At 70.1% G+C, this 14981-nt stretch carries 13 protein-coding genes and 2 tRNA genes; 7 read left to right on the top strand and 8 right to left on the bottom strand.

What is annotated here, in order from left to right; genetic code table 11:
- Positions 1-61 precede the first annotated feature (61 nt).
- Together WDZ95_RS07200 and WDZ95_RS07195 are read right to left on the bottom strand one after the other, a co-directional pair.
- Entirely contained in the window at positions 62-553 is a 492-nt protein-coding gene (locus WDZ95_RS07200; RefSeq protein WP_425777316.1) for a lipoprotein insertase outer membrane protein LolB, read from the bottom strand.
- Complete coding sequence (locus WDZ95_RS07195) at positions 550-2334, bottom strand: tetratricopeptide repeat protein (protein ID WP_425777314.1); 1785 nt, start codon at positions 2332-2334, stop codon at positions 550-552. Before WDZ95_RS07195 ends, WDZ95_RS07200 begins: the two co-directional genes overlap by 4 nt.
- A gap of 94 nt (positions 2335-2428) precedes the next feature.
- On the opposite strand from WDZ95_RS07195, the gene mutM reads away from it, so the two are divergent.
- From mutM to mutY, 3 genes are all read left to right on the top strand, one after another.
- Entirely contained in the window at positions 2429-3244 is an 816-nt protein-coding gene (gene mutM / locus WDZ95_RS07190; RefSeq protein WP_425777312.1) for a bifunctional DNA-formamidopyrimidine glycosylase/DNA-(apurinic or apyrimidinic site) lyase, read from the top strand.
- A 73-nt stretch (positions 3245-3317) separates the two neighbouring features.
- Complete coding sequence (locus WDZ95_RS07185; protein ID WP_287470205.1) at positions 3318-5264, top strand: dynamin family protein; 1947 nt, start codon at positions 3318-3320, stop codon at positions 5262-5264.
- Positions 5261-6319 (top strand): A/G-specific adenine glycosylase, encoded by a 1059-nt coding sequence (gene mutY, locus WDZ95_RS07180; RefSeq protein WP_425777309.1) that lies wholly within the window; start codon positions 5261-5263, stop codon positions 6317-6319. The genes WDZ95_RS07185 and mutY overlap by 4 nt, the downstream gene beginning before the upstream one ends.
- Here mutY and rapZ read toward each other — a convergent pair.
- From rapZ to WDZ95_RS07165, 3 genes are read right to left on the bottom strand one after another with little or no spacing between them, the layout of a single operon-like run.
- Positions 6301-7191 carry an RNase adapter RapZ gene (rapZ, locus tag WDZ95_RS07175; protein ID WP_425777307.1) on the bottom strand — a complete coding sequence of 297 codons (891 nt, stop codon included), beginning with the start codon at positions 7189-7191 and terminating at the stop codon, positions 6301-6303. The genes mutY and rapZ overlap by 19 nt on opposite strands.
- 2 nt (positions 7192-7193) lie before the next feature.
- Positions 7194-8837 (bottom strand): DNA repair protein RecN, encoded by a 1644-nt coding sequence (gene recN, locus WDZ95_RS07170; protein ID WP_425777305.1) that lies wholly within the window; start codon positions 8835-8837, stop codon positions 7194-7196.
- A 41-nt stretch (positions 8838-8878) separates the two neighbouring features.
- The gene (locus WDZ95_RS07165) at positions 8879-9796 is read right to left on the bottom strand and encodes an NAD kinase (protein WP_166227299.1); all 918 of its coding nucleotides are present in this window, start codon (positions 9794-9796) and stop codon (positions 8879-8881) included.
- Positions 9797-9887: 91 nt separating this feature from the next.
- Here WDZ95_RS07165 and hrcA point away from each other — a divergent pair, with 91 nt between their 5' ends.
- The 4 genes from hrcA to greB all read left to right on the top strand — a co-directional run bounded on the left by hrcA (position 9888) and on the right by greB (position 11779).
- Entirely contained in the window at positions 9888-10898 is a 1011-nt protein-coding gene (gene hrcA, locus WDZ95_RS07160) for a heat-inducible transcriptional repressor HrcA (protein WP_425777303.1), read from the top strand.
- A 40-nt stretch (positions 10899-10938) separates the two neighbouring features.
- A tRNA-Ile gene (locus WDZ95_RS07155) sits at positions 10939-11015 on the top strand.
- Between the two features lie 54 nt (positions 11016-11069).
- A tRNA-Arg gene (locus WDZ95_RS07150) sits at positions 11070-11146 on the top strand.
- Positions 11147-11218: 72 nt separating this feature from the next.
- The gene (gene greB / locus WDZ95_RS07145; RefSeq protein ID WP_425777301.1) at positions 11219-11779 is read left to right on the top strand and encodes a transcription elongation factor GreB; all 561 of its coding nucleotides are present in this window, start codon (positions 11219-11221) and stop codon (positions 11777-11779) included.
- A 4-nt stretch (positions 11780-11783) separates the two neighbouring features.
- On the opposite strand, the gene WDZ95_RS07140 is transcribed toward greB, so the two are convergent.
- The 3 genes from WDZ95_RS07140 to gmk form a co-directional block, all read right to left on the bottom strand.
- Positions 11784-14045: a RelA/SpoT family protein gene (locus tag WDZ95_RS07140; RefSeq protein WP_425777299.1), complete on the bottom strand. Its 2262-nt coding sequence runs from the start codon at positions 14043-14045 to the stop codon at positions 11784-11786.
- Between the two features lie 91 nt (positions 14046-14136).
- The gene (gene rpoZ / locus WDZ95_RS07135) at positions 14137-14340 is read right to left on the bottom strand and encodes a DNA-directed RNA polymerase subunit omega (RefSeq protein ID WP_166227296.1); all 204 of its coding nucleotides are present in this window, start codon (positions 14338-14340) and stop codon (positions 14137-14139) included.
- Positions 14341-14357: 17 nt separating this feature from the next.
- Entirely contained in the window at positions 14358-14978 is a 621-nt protein-coding gene (gmk, locus tag WDZ95_RS07130; protein ID WP_166231206.1) for a guanylate kinase, read from the bottom strand.
- Positions 14979-14981: the final 3 nt, after the last annotated feature.

Here is a 14981-nt window from a genome sequence, read left to right as displayed (position 1 = left end):
TGAACGACCCTCCGTGCTGCGCACTGCGGGGCTGAGCGCCTTGGGAGCGGCCCGGCGGCGCTCATGGCTGCTGCACCACCACGCGCAGTTCGGCTGCCGGGGCTGGCTGCTCGCGCCGCGCCACCAGCCGGCCCTGGGCCTGGGCCGAGAGGTCGGCGCGCCAGCCCTCGGCTTCGGTGCCGCGGCCGTCGAGCCAGTCGAACAGCACGGCGATGGGCAGCGGCGCGCCCGTGATTTCGGCGGTGAGTTCGCTCAGGCTGCCGCGGCGCGTCAGTTCGGTGCCGCGTTGCAGCTCGGCGCCCTGGGGCGACCAGCGCACCGTGGCCAGGGTCTGGCCCAGCACCGAGGCCAGGCGCAACTCGCCCGCGCGGGCCGAGCCCTGCAGGTCGAACAGGGCCGAGAAGGCCTGCGGCGGCTGGCTGTCGACGCGCAGCGCCAGGCGCCCGCTCCAGGTTTCGCCGGCCACGGGGCGCGGCGGCGTGGCACAGCCCCCCGCCAGGGCGGCCAGGCCGAGCAGCCAGGTTCTGCGATCGAGCGTGGCGGTGCGGATCACGGCTGCACGTTCAAGCGGCGCAGCGTGTTTTGCAGCGTCTCGTTGTCGCGCGCCAGCAGCAGGCCCTCGCGCCACACCTTCAGCGCTTCTTCGCGCTGGCCCCGGGCCCAGAGCACCTCACCCAGGTGAGCGGCGATCTCGGCATCGGGCCGCCTGGTGTACGCGTTGCGCAGAATGCCGAGCGCGCGTTCGGTGTTGCCCAGGCGGAACTCGACCCAGCCCAGGCTGTCCTGGATGTAGGCGTCGTCGGGCGCCAGGGACACCGCCTTCTCGATCAGTTGCCGGGCCTCGGGCAGGCGCTCGTTGCGGTCGGCCAGGGCGTAGCCCAGCGCGTTGTAGGCGTGGTGGTGGTCGGGCTTGACGGCGATGAGCTGGCGCAGCAGCCGCTCCATCTCGTCGTTGAGGCCGGCGCGCTCGGCCATCAGGGCCTGGTCGTAGAGCAGCTCGGGTTCCTGCGGAAAGCGCTTGAAGGCCTCGCCGTAGACCTCGTACGAGCCCTTGTAGTCCTTGAATTCGCGCAGCAGCTGGGCTTCGCCGATGAGCTTGAGGCGCGCGTCGGCGGGCCGGCGCTCGGGCAGCGCGCGCAGCATCTGGCGCGCTTCGGTCATGCGGCCCTGGCGCGCCATCACCGAGGCGCGGCGCAACTGCGCAGCCATGATGTCTTCGGGGTTGTCGATGCGGTCGATCCAGGCGTTGGCGGCGACGAAGTCTTCGCGTTTCTCGGCGATCTCGGCCATCAGCAGGTAGGCCTGCGTGAGGCCGCGTTGCGTGCGCTCGTCGGTGCTCGCGCCCACCAGGCCGATGAAGGTCTGCAGCGAGAGCGTGGCGGCGTCGTAGGCGCGGTCCTGCACCTGCAGCGTGCCCAGCAGCAGCCAGGGCTCGGCCTGCTCGGGCGCGCGCGTGGTGAGCCGCTCGAGCTGCACGCGCGCGTCGCGCAGGCGCTGCAGGTCGAGCAGCACGCGCGCGTAGGCCACGGCCACGCCGAAGTCGCGCGGCGTGGCATTGCGCGACGCGTCGATCTGCTGGCGGATGACGGGTTCGACCTCGGCCTGCCCGTCTTCGAGCAGTTCGAGCGCCAGCAGCGCCGGGTACGGCGAGGCCGGCTCGATCGCATGGCCGCGTCGCGCGGCGTCCACCGCGGCGGCGTTGCGGCCCTGCGCGCGCTCCATGCGGCCGATGGTGGTCCAGGCCGAGGCGCCGTACGCGGGCTGGCTCAGAAAGGGGGTCAGCGCCTCGCGCACGGCGGCCAGGGCCTGCGCCTTGTCGCTGGCGCGCGCATAGGTCTGGGGAATGGCGTTGATGGCCTCGTTGCGCCCCTCGGCCGGCGTGGACTGCAGCACCGAGCGCAGCACCGAGGCGGTTTCCGCGGACCGGTCGAGCGCGAGCAGGATCTGAAGCAGGTAGCGGTCGGCCTCGTTGCTGCCAGGGATCGCCTGGGCCCAGGCGCGCGCGGCGGCCAGCGCCGATTCGCCCGAGCGGCCCTGCAGCGCGATGTTCACCGCGCGCTTGAACAGATCGGGGTCCTTCTGCCGGCGCGCGGCGTCGAGGATCAGCGAAAACCCGGCGCCCGGATCACCCCCCGCGACGTTGAGCTCGCCCAGCAGCAACTGGTAGAAGAGCATTGCGTCGAGCGCTGAGTTGGCCGGAGCCGGAGCCGGGGCCGCTGCGGCGGCGGCTGCGGGCGCCTGGGCCTGGGCGCCCTGGTTCAGGCCCAGACCGGCCGCCAGGGCCAGCGCGAGCAGGGAAGGACGGGCACGTCGAGGACGCTGGAGGGCTTTCATCGGGCCATGATAATCGTTGGGTTCCGGGGCTTTGGGGCTCTGGATCCGATTCCCCACCGCCGCGTTCCCCGGCGGGCCAACCCCTGTCTGTCCTGTGCCTGAACTGCCCGAAGTCGAGGTCACGCGCCGCAGTTTTGCGGACCGCATTGCCGGCGCCAGCGTCGAGCGCGTGCGCCTGGGCAAGCCGCTGCGCTGGCCCCTGGGCTGCGCGCCCGACGGTCTGGTCGGGCGGCGCGTGCAGGCCGTGCAGCGGCGCGGCAAATACCTGCTGGTGCAGCTCGACGCGGGCTGGCTGCTGCTGCACCTGGGCATGTCGGGCAGCCTGCAGTTCGCCGCGGCCCTGCCGCCGCCCGGCGCGCACGATCACTTCGAGATGCACACCAGCCGCGGCCTGCTGCGCCTGCACGACCCGCGCCGCTTCGGCGCCGTGGTGCACGTGCCTTCGCTCGACGACACCCGCGCGCGCAAGCTGCTCGACGGCCTGGGCGTGGAGCCGCTCGAAGCGGGCTTTGACCCGCTGGCCTTCCACCGATCGCTCCAGATGCGCCGCGCGTCGATCAAGCAGGTGCTGCTCGCGGGCGACATCGTGGTCGGGGTGGGCAACATCTACGCCAGCGAGGCCTTGTTCCTCGCGGGCATCCGCCCCACCACCCGGGCCGATCGCATCAGCCGGCCGCGCGCGGCCCGGCTGCACCGCGCCATCGTCGACGTGCTGCAGCGCGCGCTGGCCCTGGGCGGCAGCACCCTGCGCGATTTCTCGAGCGCCGAGGGGCAGAGCGGCTACTTCCAGCTCGACGCCATGGTCTACGACCGCGCGGGCCAGCCCTGCCGCGTGTGCGCCACCCCCATTCGCAGCCTGCGCCAGGGCCAGCGGTCCACCTATTACTGCCCGCTCTGTCAGCGTCCCTGACCTTGTGTCTGACCGCCCGGCCTCGGCAGAAAAGCCGGGTGCTATATTGACCAATCGCCCCAACCACCCGCCCATGAGCTTCATCCAGGCCCTCGATCAACACGGTGCATGGCGCAAGCAGTTTGCCTTGCGCCTGAAGCTGTTGTCCGAATGGCTGATCGATCACGAGCTGATGGAGCCCGGCGTTCGCGAGCGCCTCGACCAGCTGCACGCGCAGGTCAAGAACGACAAGATCACCGTGGCCTTCGTGGCCGAGTTCTCGCGCGGCAAGTCCGAGCTCATCAATGCGGTCTTCTTCGCGGGCTACGGTCGCCGCATCATGCCGGCCAGCGCCGGGCGCACCACCATGTGCCCCACCGAGCTCGCCTACGACGCCGAGCTGCCGCCCTGCCTGCGCCTGCTGCCCATTGAAACGCGCCTGCAGCCGCAATCGCTGCTCGATTGGCGCAACGCCCCGAACAAGTGGGAGCGCGTCGACCTCGACGTCAACGACCCCAAACAGCTCGCCAAGGCCATCCACAAGGTGGCCGAGGTGCGCCGCGTGCCCGTGGACGAAGCCCGTGCCCTGGGTTTCTGGCACGACGAGATCCCCGAAGACAACCCGCTGCCGGGCGCCGACGGCCTGGTCGAGGTGCCGCGCTGGCGGCACGCGCTCATCAACATGGCGCACCCGCTGCTCAAGCAGGGCCTGGTCATCCTCGACACGCCGGGCCTCAACGCCATCGGCGCCGAGCCCGAGCTCACGGTGAGCCTGCTGCCGCAGGCGCACGCGGTGGTGTTCATCCTCGCGGCCGACGCGGGCGTGACCAAGTCCGACCTCGGCATCTGGCGCCAGCACCTGGGCTCGCTGGGCGACGGCCAGGCCTCGCGCCTGGTGGTGCTCAACAAGATCGACACCCTTTGGGACGCGCTGAGTTCGCCCGAGCAGGTGCAATTGCAGATCGCGGCCCAGCGCGCCGATTCGGCCGAGATCCTCGGCGTGCCGATGGAGCAGGTGCTCGCGGTGTCCGCGCAAAAGGGCCTGCTCGCCAAGGTCAACCGCGACGACGAACTGCTCAAGGCCAGCCAGCTGCTCGACCTCGAACACGCGCTGGGCGACCGTTTGCTCGCCCAGCGCCGGCGCATCCTGAGCGCGGCCGTGTCGGCCGGTGTGGACGCGCTGCGCGGCGAAGCGGGCCGCATGGTGCGCGCGCGCCTGCGCGACCTGGTCGAACAGATCCAGGAGCTCGACGGCCTGCGCGGCAAGAATGCGGGCGTCATCAAGCAGATGCGGCTGCGCATCGAGCAGGAGCAGGCCGACTTCGACGCCAGCGGCGCCAAGATCCAGGCCGTGCGCTCGGTTCACCTGCGCCTGCTCAAGGACCTGTTCGCGCTGCTCAGCCCCTCGCACCTGAAGGCCGAAGTGGCCGCGCTGGCCAAGCAGCTCAAGAGCCCGGGCATCAAGCTCGGCGTGCGCCGCGCCTACGACCACACCTTCGACCGCCTGCGCGAAGACCTCGACAAGGCCGACCGCATGGCAGGCGAGATCCAGTCCATGCTCGAGGGCAGCTTCAAGAGCCTCAACGCCGAGTACGGCTTCTCGCTGCAGGCGCCCAGCGGCCCGCAGCTCGCCGCCTACCGCAAAGACCTCGATCTGATCGAGAAAAGCCACCTGCAGTACCTGAGCCTGGGCAATGCGTTGCGCCTGGCCCAGCCCGAGTTCGCCGAGCGCCTGGCGCGCGCGCTCATGAGCCGCCTTCGCGTGGTCTACGACACCGCGGTGAACGAGGTCGAGCTCTGGAACAAGTCGGCCGCGGCCCAGCTCGACGCGCAGCTGCGCGAGCGCCGCCGCAATTTCACGCGCCGCATCGAGGCGGTGTCGCGCATCCAGCAGGCCGCGAGCGGGCTCGACGAGCGCATCCGCGAACTGCAGGCGCAGCAGGCCGCGCTCAACCAGCTCGAGGCCAAGTTCGGTGAGCTCACCGAGCAGCTCATGGCGGCCTCCGAAGACGAACCCGCCGACGAAGCCCTGGTGGCATGACGGCGCTGCCGTCGGCCTTTGCGCCGCGCCTGATCGCGTGGCAGCGCGCCTCGGGCCGCCACGGCCTGCCCTGGCAGGGCACGCGCGATCCTTACCGCGTGTGGCTGTCCGAAATCATGCTGCAGCAGACGCAGGTGTCCACGGTGCTGGGCTACTACCCGCGTTTTCTCGAACGTTTCCCCGACGTGGCCGCGCTGGCCGCCGCACCCCTGGACGACGTGATGGCGCTCTGGAGCGGCCTGGGCTACTACAGCCGCGCGCGCCACCTGCACCGCTGCGCGCAGGCGGTGGTGGCGCAGCACGGCGGGCAGTTTCCGCGCACCGCCACCGAACTCCAGACGCTGCCTGGCATCGGCGCGTCCACCGCGGCCGCCATCGCCGCGTTCTGCTTCGGCGAGCGCGTGTCCATCCTCGACGGCAACGTGCGGCGCGTGCTGTCGCGCGTGCTGGCTTTCGAGGGCGACGTGGCCGAGGCGGCCGCGCAGCGCGCGCTCTGGGCGCACGCCCAGGCCTTGCTGCCCGAAGCGCCCGAGGGCGACGACATGGCCGCTTACACCCAGGGCCTGATGGACCTGGGCGCCACGCTGTGCACGCGCAGCAAGCCGGCCTGCGTGGTCTGCCCCATGGTGGATCTCTGTGCCGCGCGCATGAGCGGCGACCCGGCGCGCTTCCCGGTCAAGACGCGCAAGGGGGTGCGGCGCTTCGAGCGCTGGTGGCTGCTGCTGGCGGTGCGGGCCGACGCGGTCTGGCTGCAGCGCCGGCCCGAGCGTGGCATCTGGGCCGGGCTCTACGCGCCGCCGGTGTTCGCCAGCGAAGACGCGCTGCACGCGGCGCTCGGTGATCGGGCCGCGCGGCTGGAGCCAGGCTCACCCGTGTCGCACAGCCTCACGCACCGCGAGCTCGAACTGCTGCCGCAGCGGCTGCCGCTGCCGGCCGACGCCGCGCCCGGCGTGCCCGGGCAATGGGTGCCGTGGACCGAAGCCCTGGCCCTGGGCCTGCCCACGCCGGTGCGCGGCCTGCTGCAGGTCCTGCGCGATCAGCCCTTGCCCCAGTGATCGGCCTCGCGGTGGCGCACCCGCGTCACCCACCGGGTGCCGAACTGTCCCGCCAGGCGCTCCACCAGATAGACCGAGCGGTGCTGACCGCCGGTGCAGCCGATGGCCACGGTGACGTAGCTTCGGTGGTCGCGCATCATCAGCGGCAGCCAGTGGTCGAGGAAGGCGTGGATCTGGTTTTCCATCGCCACCACCTCGTGGCTGGCCGCGAGGAAGGCGGCCACGGGCGCGTCGCGCCCGGTCATGGGGCGCAGCTCGGGTTCGTAGTGCGGGTTGGGCAGCATGCGCACGTCGAACACGAAGTCGGCGTCCATGGGAATGCCGCGCTTGAACGCGAAGGATTCGAACACCAGCGTGAGCGGCGTGTGCGTGGCGCCCACGAGCTCCTTGACCTGGCTGCGCAGCTGCGCGGGCCGCACCAGGCTGGTGTCGAGCACCAGGGCCTGCTCGCGCAGCTCGGCCAGCAGCTCGCGCTCGTGCTCGATGGCGTCGGTGAGCGCGCGGTGCTGGTCGTGCGCGCTGTTGAGCGACAGCGGGTGCAGGCGGCGCGTTTCCGAGAAGCGGCGCACCAGGGTGTCGGTGGTCGAGTCGAGGAACAGCGTGGTGAGGTGCAGGTCGGCGTTGCGCAGCGCCGCGAGGCGCCGCGGCAGCCCGGGCAGCGACGAGGCGCTGCGCACGTCCATGGCGATCGCCACCTTGGGCGCGCTGTGGTTGCGTTCGAGTTCGACGAAGGATTCGAGCAGCTCGGGCGGCAGGTTGTCGACGCAGTAGAAGCCCACGTCTTCGAGCGCGGTCAGCGCCACGGACTTGCCCGAGCCCGACATGCCCGTGATGACCACGAGTTCGGTGACGGCGGCGGAAGCGGCGGCCATGGTCAGGCAGAGAGCAGTTCGCGCGCGTGCGCCAGCGACACGTCGGAGCGGTCGTTGCCGCCCAGCATGCGCGCGAGTTCGCGCACGCGCGTGTCGTGTTCGATGGGCTGCACCGTGCTTTGCGTGCGGCCCTCGCGCACCTGTTTGGCCACCAGCAGGTGGTGATCGGCGCAGGCGGCCACCTGGGCCAGGTGGGTCACGGCCAGCACCTGGCGGTCTTTGCCAAGCTGGCGCATGAGCCGGCCCACGGTGTGGGCCACGGCGCCGCCGATGCCGGCGTCGACCTCGTCGAAGATCAGCGTGGGCGCGTGGCCGAGCCGGCTCGTGATGACCGCGATCGCCAGCGCGATGCGCGACAGCTCACCGCCCGAGGCCACCTTGGCCACGGGCCGCGGCGTGCTGCCCGCGTGGCCCGCCACGCGGAACTCCACCTGCTCACGGCCGTGCGCGTGCGGCGTGTCCAGCGGCAGCAGCGCCACCTCGAAGCGGCCGCCTTCCATGCCCAGGGTCTGCATGGTCTCGGTCACGGCCTGGCTCAGCCGCGGCGCGGCCTTCTGGCGCTGCTGGCTCACGGCCTTGGCGGCCGCGTCGAAGGCCGCACGGGCCTTGGCCTCGGCGCGTTCGAGGGCGTCGATGTCGAGCGCCTGGTCGAGCTGCGCGAGCTCGGCCTTCCATTGCGCGAGCAGCGCGGGCAGTTCTTCGGCGGGGGTGCGAAAGCGCCGCGCGAGCGAGAGCCATTGAGACAGGCGCTGGTCGAGCTCGGCGAGCGCCTCGGGGTCGAGCTCGGCGTGGCGCTGGTGCTGGTGCAGCTCGTGCACCGCGTCCTGCACCTGGGCCAGGGCGCTCTGCAGCGACTCGAGCGGCTGGGCAAAGGCGGGCTCGATGTGGGCCTGGGCCTGCAGCGCGGCGATGGCGCGGTTGATCAGGCCCACCGCGTTGTCGTCGGCCTCGTCGAGCGCGTGCACCGCGGCCTGGGTGGCGTCGATCAGGCTTTGGGCGTTCGCCAGGCGGCCGTGCCGCGTGTTGAGCTCTTCCCATTCGCCGGGCTGCGGTGCGAGCTTGTCGAGCTCGCCGATCTGCCAGGCCAGGCGTTCGCTTTCCTGGCGCAGTGTGGACTGGCGCTCGCGCGCGCGCTCGAGCGCGGCCTGGGCCTCGCGCCAGCCCGACCAGGCCTTGGCGAGCGGCGCGGTGTCGATGCCGGCAAAACCGTCGAGCAGGCCGCGCACCGCGTCGGCGCGCGTGAGGCCTTGCCAGGCGTGCTGGCCGTGGATATCCACCAGCGCGTCCCCGGCCTGGCGCAACTGGGTCAGCGTGGCCGCGCTGCCGTTGATCCAGGCGCGGCTGCGGCCCTCGGCGTCGACCACGCGGCGCAGCAGCAGGGTGTCGTCGTCCGCGAAGCCCTGCTCGTCGAGCCAGGGGCGCAGCGCGGCGGGGCGGTCGAACTCGGCCGCGATCTCGCAGCGCGCCGCGCCTTCGCGCACCACGCCGGCCTCGGCGCGCGCGCCGAGTGCGAGCTGCAGCGCGTCGATCAGGATGGACTTGCCCGCGCCGGTCTCACCCGTGAGCACGCCGAAGCCGGCGGCCAGTTCGAGGTCGAGCGAGGGCACGATGACGAAGTCGCGCAGGGCGATGCGGCGAAGGCTCATGGCAAGGGCGGTGAATGAACAGCGCGATTGTCACCGGGCGCTCAGGCCCCTTCGTTCCAGTGCAGTTTTCGCCGCAGCGTGTCGAAGTAGTTCCAGCCCACCGGGTGCAGCAGGCGCAGCGAATGCTCGGAGCGTCGCACCACGACGCGGTCGCCGTGCAGCAGGCTGGCGAACGACTGCATGTCGAAGCTCGCGCTGGCGTCGCGGCCGGCCACGATCTCCATCGCGATCTCGCTGTGAGAGGGCAGCACCACCGGCCGGTTGGACAGCGTGTGCGGCGCGATCGGCACCATCACCCAGCCGCCGATGTCGGGGTGCATGAGCGGGCCGCCGGCCGACAGGGCATAGGCGGTGGAGCCCGTGGGCGACGCGATGATCAGGCCGTCGGCGCGCTGGTTGGCCACGAAGTGGCCGTCGATTTCCACGCGCAGCTCGATCATGCTGGCGACCGCGCCGCGGTTGACCACCACGTCGTTGAGCGCGGTGGCCTCGAACACGCAGCGGCCGTCGCGCCACACGCTGGCGGCCATGAGGCTGCGCGCCTCTTCCTGGTACTCGCCGCGCAGGATGGGACGCAGCACCTCGCGGTAGCTGTCGAAGGGAATGTCGGTGATGAAACCCAGGCGGCCCTGGTTGATGCCCACCAGCGGCACGCCGTGGCGCGCCATCTGGCGGCCGATGCCCAGCAAGGTGCCGTCGCCGCCCACCACGAGCGCGAGCTGCGTGTGGCAGTCGATGCCGGCCACGTCGATAGTGGGGTGATCGGTGATGCCGGTGTTGAGCGCGGTCTGCAGCTCCAGCGAGACATCGCAGCCCTCGGCCATGAGGAACTGCGCGATCTCCTCGACCGCGTTGCGCGCGCCGGGCGCCTGGTACTTGCCCACGATCACCACCTGCTCGAAGCGCAGCGGGCGAAGGGCCTTGGGCGCAAGGGCGCGCGGCAGGTGGGGGGCATTCATGCGCAAATTACAACATAGGCCCATGGCGATATGCCCCGTGCATTCCCCTGCCATGAACGCGGCGTGAGAGGCCTTCCGTAGAATCTTCGGCATGCTGGACGATCGCTCGAAGCTGCTGCTCAAGGCGCTGGTGGAACGCTACATCGCCGACGGCCAACCCGTGGGCTCGCGCACGCTAGCCAAGGCCGCGGGGCTTGAGCTCTCGCCCGCCACCGTGCGCAACGTGATGAGCGACCTCGAGGAGCTCGGCCTGATCGCCAGCCCGCACACCTCGGCCGGGCGCATTCCCACCGCGCGCGGCTACCGGCTGTTCGTGGACACCATGCTCACCGTGCGGCGCGACGAGATCCCCACCGTCTCGGCCATTGCCGCGCCGGGCATCGAGTCGCCCCAGCGCGTGATCAGCCAGGCCGCGCACCTGCTGTCGAGCCTGTCGCAGTTCGTGGGTGTGGTGATGGCGCCGCGGCGCGCCTCGGTGTTCCGCCACATCGAATTCCTGAGCCTGTCCGAGCGGCGTGTGCTGGTCATCATCGTCTCGCCCGAGGGCGAGGTGCAGAACCGCATCATCCAGACGCAGGCCAACTTCAGCCAGTCGCAACTGGTGGAGGCCTCGAACTTCCTCAACTCGCACTACGCGGGCCTGACCATCGAGGCCGTGCGCGAGCGCCTCAAGACCGAACTGGAAGCGCTGCGCGGCGAGATCGCCGACCTCATGAAGCAGGCGGTGGACATCGGCGCGCAACCGGCCGAGCAGGACGAGGTGGTGGTGGCCGGTGAGCGCAACCTGCTGTCGGTGAGCGAATTCAGCAGCGACCTGGGCAACCTGCGCCGCCTGTTCGACCTCTTCGAGCAGAAGACGCAGCTGGTACGCCTGCTCGACGTGTCCACCCAGGCCGACGGCGTGCGCATCTACATCGGCGGCGAAAGCCAGGTCGTGCCCTTTGAAGACCTGTCCATCGTGACCGCGCCCTACGAGGTCGACGGCCAGGTGGTGGGCACCCTGGGCGTGATCGGCCCGCAGCGCATGCCCTACGACCGCATGATCCAGATCGTGGACGTGACGGCCAAGCTCGTGAGCAACGCGCTCAGCCACACCGAGTGAGGCGGCGCGCACGCACGCGCACCTACAATCGCGCGCTCCCGGGCCGTTAGCTCAGTTGGTCAGAGCAGAGGACTCATAATCCTTTGGTCGTTGGTTCAAGCCCAACACGGCCTACCAAAAAGGGGTGCAGCAAAAGAAACGCGAAAAAATGCTGCTATACTTCAAGGCTTCGCGGCTGTAGCTCAGCTGGATAGAGTACTTGGCTACGAACCAAGGGGTCGTGGGTTCGATTCCTGCCAGCCGCGCCACCATAGAAGCCCTGCAGCCACAAGCTGCAGGGCTTTTTCTTTGCCCCCTCGCTTCACCTGTTGGGTTCTTCCGTGAGCAAGGCCTTCACCCGCGAAACCGAGCACGACGACGATGACGCCGATGGCGGGGCCGCCATCGCCACGCCCGGTGGCAAGAACTACGTCACGCGCCAGGGCTACGAACGCCTGCGCCGCGAGCTGCTCACGCTGATGGACGAGGAGCGGCCCAAGGTGGTCGAGGCCGTGCACTGGGCCGCCAAGAACGGCGACCGCTCGGAAAACGGCGACTACCTCTACGGCAAGAAGCGCCTGCGCGAGATCGACCGGCGCATCCGCTTCCTCACCAAGCGGCTGGAGATCGCCGAGGTGGTCGACCCCTCGCTGCACCACGGCAACGACCAGGTCTTCTTCGGCGCCACCGTGACCTATGCCGACGAAACCGGCCGCGAGACCACCGTGACCATCATGGGCACCGACGAGGCCGACAACACCCAGGGCCAGGTGAGCTGGGTCTCGCCGGTGGCGCGCGCGCTGCTCAAGGCGCGCGTGGGCGACGTGGTGAAGCTTGCGGTGCCCGGCGGCCTGCAGGAGCTCGAGGTGCTCGAGGTGCGCTACCCCGCGCCCGGCGCCTGATCGCTCAGGGCTTGGGGGTGGCCTTGTAGCGCTGCGCCTTGATCACCGAGGGCGTGCGCTTGAGGCTGCGCAGCACGTCGGCCAGGTGCTGGCGGTCGCGCACCGCCACCGAGAAGCGGATGTCGGTGGCCGTTTGCGCGGGGTCTTCGCCCATGTCCACGTGCGTGATGTCGGCCTCGGCCGTGGCGATCGCCGAGGCCACGCGCGCGAGCACACCCTTGCCGTTGGTGACCGTCACCACCACCGTGGTATCGAACGAGCGCACGGGCTCGTCGGCCCATTCCACCTCGATGAAGCGCTCGGCGTCGCGCCCGCGCAGGCGCCGGGCCGTGGGGCAGTCTTCGGCGTGCACCACCAGGCCTTCGCCGCGGCCCAGGTAGCCCACGATGCGATCGCCCGGAATGGGGCGGCAACAGGGCGCGTACTGCACCGACATGCCTTCGCTGCCGTCGAGCGTGACCACGCCTTGCGAAAGGGTTTCTTCGCGGCCGGTGTCGTAGCGCTCGCGGCTGATCAGCACCGCGTCGGGCTTGAGGCCGGTCTCGGCCAGCAGCACCGCGAGCTTCTTGCCCACCATGCTCGCGATGCGCCGGCCCATGCCGATGTCGGACAGCAGCTCCGCACGGTTCTTGCTGCCGGTGAAGCGCAGCAGCTTGTCCCAGACCGCGGCGTGCTCGCCGTCTTCGGCCGGCAGTTGCGCGATGCCTTCGGAGCGCAGCGCCTGGCCCAGCATGCGTTCGCCGAGCTCGAGCGATTTTTCCTGCGCGATCGCCTTGAGGTGGTGGCGGATCTTGGAGCGCGCGCGGCCGGTTTTCACGAACGAGAGCCAGGCCGGGTTGGGTTCCGCCTTGTCGTCGGTGATCACCTCGACCACGTCGCCGTTGGAGAGCTCGGCGCGCAGCGGGCGCTGCTCGCCGTTGATGCGGCCGCCCACGGCGTGGTGGCCCACGTCGCTGTGGATGGCGTAGGCGAAGTCGACCAGCGTGGCGCCGCGCGGCAGCGCGAGGATCTTGCTCTTGGGCGTGAACACGTAGACCGCGTCGGGGAAGAGGTCGATCTTGATGTGGTCCCAGAACTCGCTCGCGTCGTGCGTTTCCTGCTGGATGTCGAGCAGCGACTGCAGCCACTGCGTGCCCAGCCGCTGCGAGGTGTCGCTGCCCGGTTCGTTGGCCTTGTAGAGCCAGTGTGCGGCCACGCCCGATTCGGCCACCACGTCCATGCTGTGGGTGCGCAGCTGGAACTCGATGTTGGTGCCGAACGGCCCCACCAGCGTGGTGTGCAGCGACTGGTAGCCGTTGAGCTTGGGAATGGCCACGTAGTCGCGGAACTTGCCGGGCAGCGGCTTGTAGAGCTGGTGCAGCAGGCCCAGGCCGGTGTAGCAGTCGGTGAGCTCGGGCACGACGATGCGAAAGCCGTAGATGTCGGTCACCTGCGCGAACGACAGGTGCTTGCTGTCCATCTTGCGGTAGACGGAGTAGAGCGTCTTCTCGCGGCCCAGGATGCGCACCGGCATGCCGTGCGCGGCGAAAGCGTCTTCGAGCTCGCGCTGCACGCGCGCGATCAGGTCTTTGCGGCGGCTGCGGGCGCGCTCCAGCGCCTTGGCCAGCACCTCGTAGCGCCAGGGGTGCAGAAAGCGGAACGAGAGGTCCTGCAGCTCACGGTAGGTGAAGTTCAGGCCCAGCCGGTGGGCGATGGGCGCGTAGATCTCGAGCGTTTCGGTGCTGATGCGCTGCCACTTGCTGCGCGGCATGTCGCCCATGGTGCGCATGTTGTGGGTGCGGTCGGCGAGCTTGATCAGGATGACCCGCACGTCCTTGGCCATGGCCAGCAGCATCTTGCGGAAGGACTCGGCCTGGTTCTGCTCGCGCGACGAGAACTCGAGCCGCTCGAGCTTGGTGAGGCCGTCCACCAGTTCGGCCACCGGTGCGCCGAAGCGTTCCACGAGTTCCTGCTTGGTCACGCCGCAGTCTTCGATCGCGTCGTGCATCAGCGCGGCCATCAGGGCCTGGGCGTCGAGCTTCCATTCGGCGCACTGCGCCGCGACCGCGATCGGGTGGGTGATGTAGGGGTCGCCGTTCTTGCGCAGCTGGCCCAGGTGGGCCTCGTCGGCGAAGCGGTAGGCCTGGCGGATGCTCTCGATGTCGTGCGCGCCGAGGTAGTCGAGCTTGCCCAGCAAGGCGGCGAAGCTGGCCGCCGCGGCGCTCGCCGCCGCGCTGGCGGCGTCGTGGGGCGGGGGAGCTAGGGTGCCGTCGACGGGAGACATCATCCTGTAACTGTAGCGCGCCACCGAGATCGGCCCGGAGATCCAAACAAAAAGGCACCGCGTCGCGGTGCCTTTCAGCGGGAGCGCGGGTCGCTCAGACCGGCACTTTCTTGAGCATCTCGAGGCCGACCTTGCCTTCGGCGATCTCGCGCAGGGCGGTCACGCCCGGCTTGTTCTTGCTCTCGATCTTGGGCGAGTGGCCCTGGCTCAGCATGCGGGCGCGGTAGGTCGCGGCCAGCACGAGCTGGAAGCGGTTGGGGATCTTTTCCAGACAGTCTTCAACGGTGATGCGTGCCATGGCGGGGCTCCGGAAATTCAGGTGATGTTGAGGGCCCGGAAGGTGTCGCTGCGGGCGTTGCGCTGGGCCGCGTATTTGAGGCGCTGCGCGTGAACGATGGCTTTGAGGTCGAACAAGGCCCGTTCGAAAAGCTCGTTGATTATAACGAAGTCGAATTCCTTGGCATGGGCCATCTCGTTGGCGGCGTTCTGCAGCCGCACCTCGATCACGTCGGCGCTGTCTTCGGCGCGGCGCTCCAGGCGCGAGCGCAGCTCTTCCCAGCTCGGGGGCAGGATGAAGACCAGCACCGCATTCGGGAAGATGCGCTTGACCTGGATCGCGCCCTGGTAGTCGATCTCCAGGATCACGTCGGCGCCTTGCTTGATGCGCTGCTCAAGCGCCTGCTTGGAGGTGCCGTAGCGGTTGCCGTGCACCTGCGCCCATTCCACGAAGCCGCCCTGGAGCACCATCTGGTCGAAGGTGTCCTGGCTCACGAAGTAGTACTCGCGGCCGTGCACCTCCTGGCCGCGCGGGGCGCGGGTGGTGTGCGAGACCGAGGGCTGCACGCGCGAGTCGAGCTCCATCAGCGCCTTCACGAGGCTGGACTTGCCGGCGCCGCTGGGCGCGGCGACGACGAACAGGTTGCCGGGGTATTCCATCGG

The sequence above is a fragment of the Hydrogenophaga sp. T2 genome (assembly GCF_049843535.1).
GTDB lineage: Bacteria > Pseudomonadota > Gammaproteobacteria > Burkholderiales > Burkholderiaceae_C > Hydrogenophaga > Hydrogenophaga crocea.
Note: the sequence above shows the minus strand (reverse complement) of the source record. Positions and strands in the feature narration are given on the sequence as shown.

Excerpts from the sequence above, each read along its gene's own strand:
- WDZ95_RS07195 (WP_425777314.1), bottom strand. The coding sequence starts at position 2,334 with ATGAAAGCCCTCCAGCGTCCTCGACGTGCCCGTCCTTCCCTGCTCGCG.
- WDZ95_RS07185 (WP_287470205.1), top strand. The coding sequence starts at position 3,318 with ATGAGCTTCATCCAGGCCCTCGATCAACACGGTGCATGGCGCAAGCAG.
- mutY (WP_425777309.1), top strand. The coding sequence starts at position 5,261 with ATGACGGCGCTGCCGTCGGCCTTTGCGCCGCGCCTGATCGCGTGGCAG.
- rapZ (WP_425777307.1), bottom strand. The coding sequence starts at position 7,191 with ATGGCCGCCGCTTCCGCCGCCGTCACCGAACTCGTGGTCATCACGGGC.
- recN (WP_425777305.1), bottom strand. The coding sequence starts at position 8,837 with ATGAGCCTTCGCCGCATCGCCCTGCGCGACTTCGTCATCGTGCCCTCG.
- WDZ95_RS07165 (WP_166227299.1), bottom strand. The coding sequence starts at position 9,796 with ATGAATGCCCCCCACCTGCCGCGCGCCCTTGCGCCCAAGGCCCTTCGC.
- hrcA (WP_425777303.1), top strand. The coding sequence starts at position 9,888 with ATGCTGGACGATCGCTCGAAGCTGCTGCTCAAGGCGCTGGTGGAACGC.
- WDZ95_RS07140 (WP_425777299.1), bottom strand. The coding sequence starts at position 14,045 with ATGATGTCTCCCGTCGACGGCACCCTAGCTCCCCCGCCCCACGACGCC.
- rpoZ (WP_166227296.1), bottom strand. The coding sequence starts at position 14,340 with ATGGCACGCATCACCGTTGAAGACTGTCTGGAAAAGATCCCCAACCGC.
- gmk (WP_166231206.1), bottom strand. The coding sequence starts at position 14,978 with ATGGAATACCCCGGCAACCTGTTCGTCGTCGCCGCGCCCAGCGGCGCC.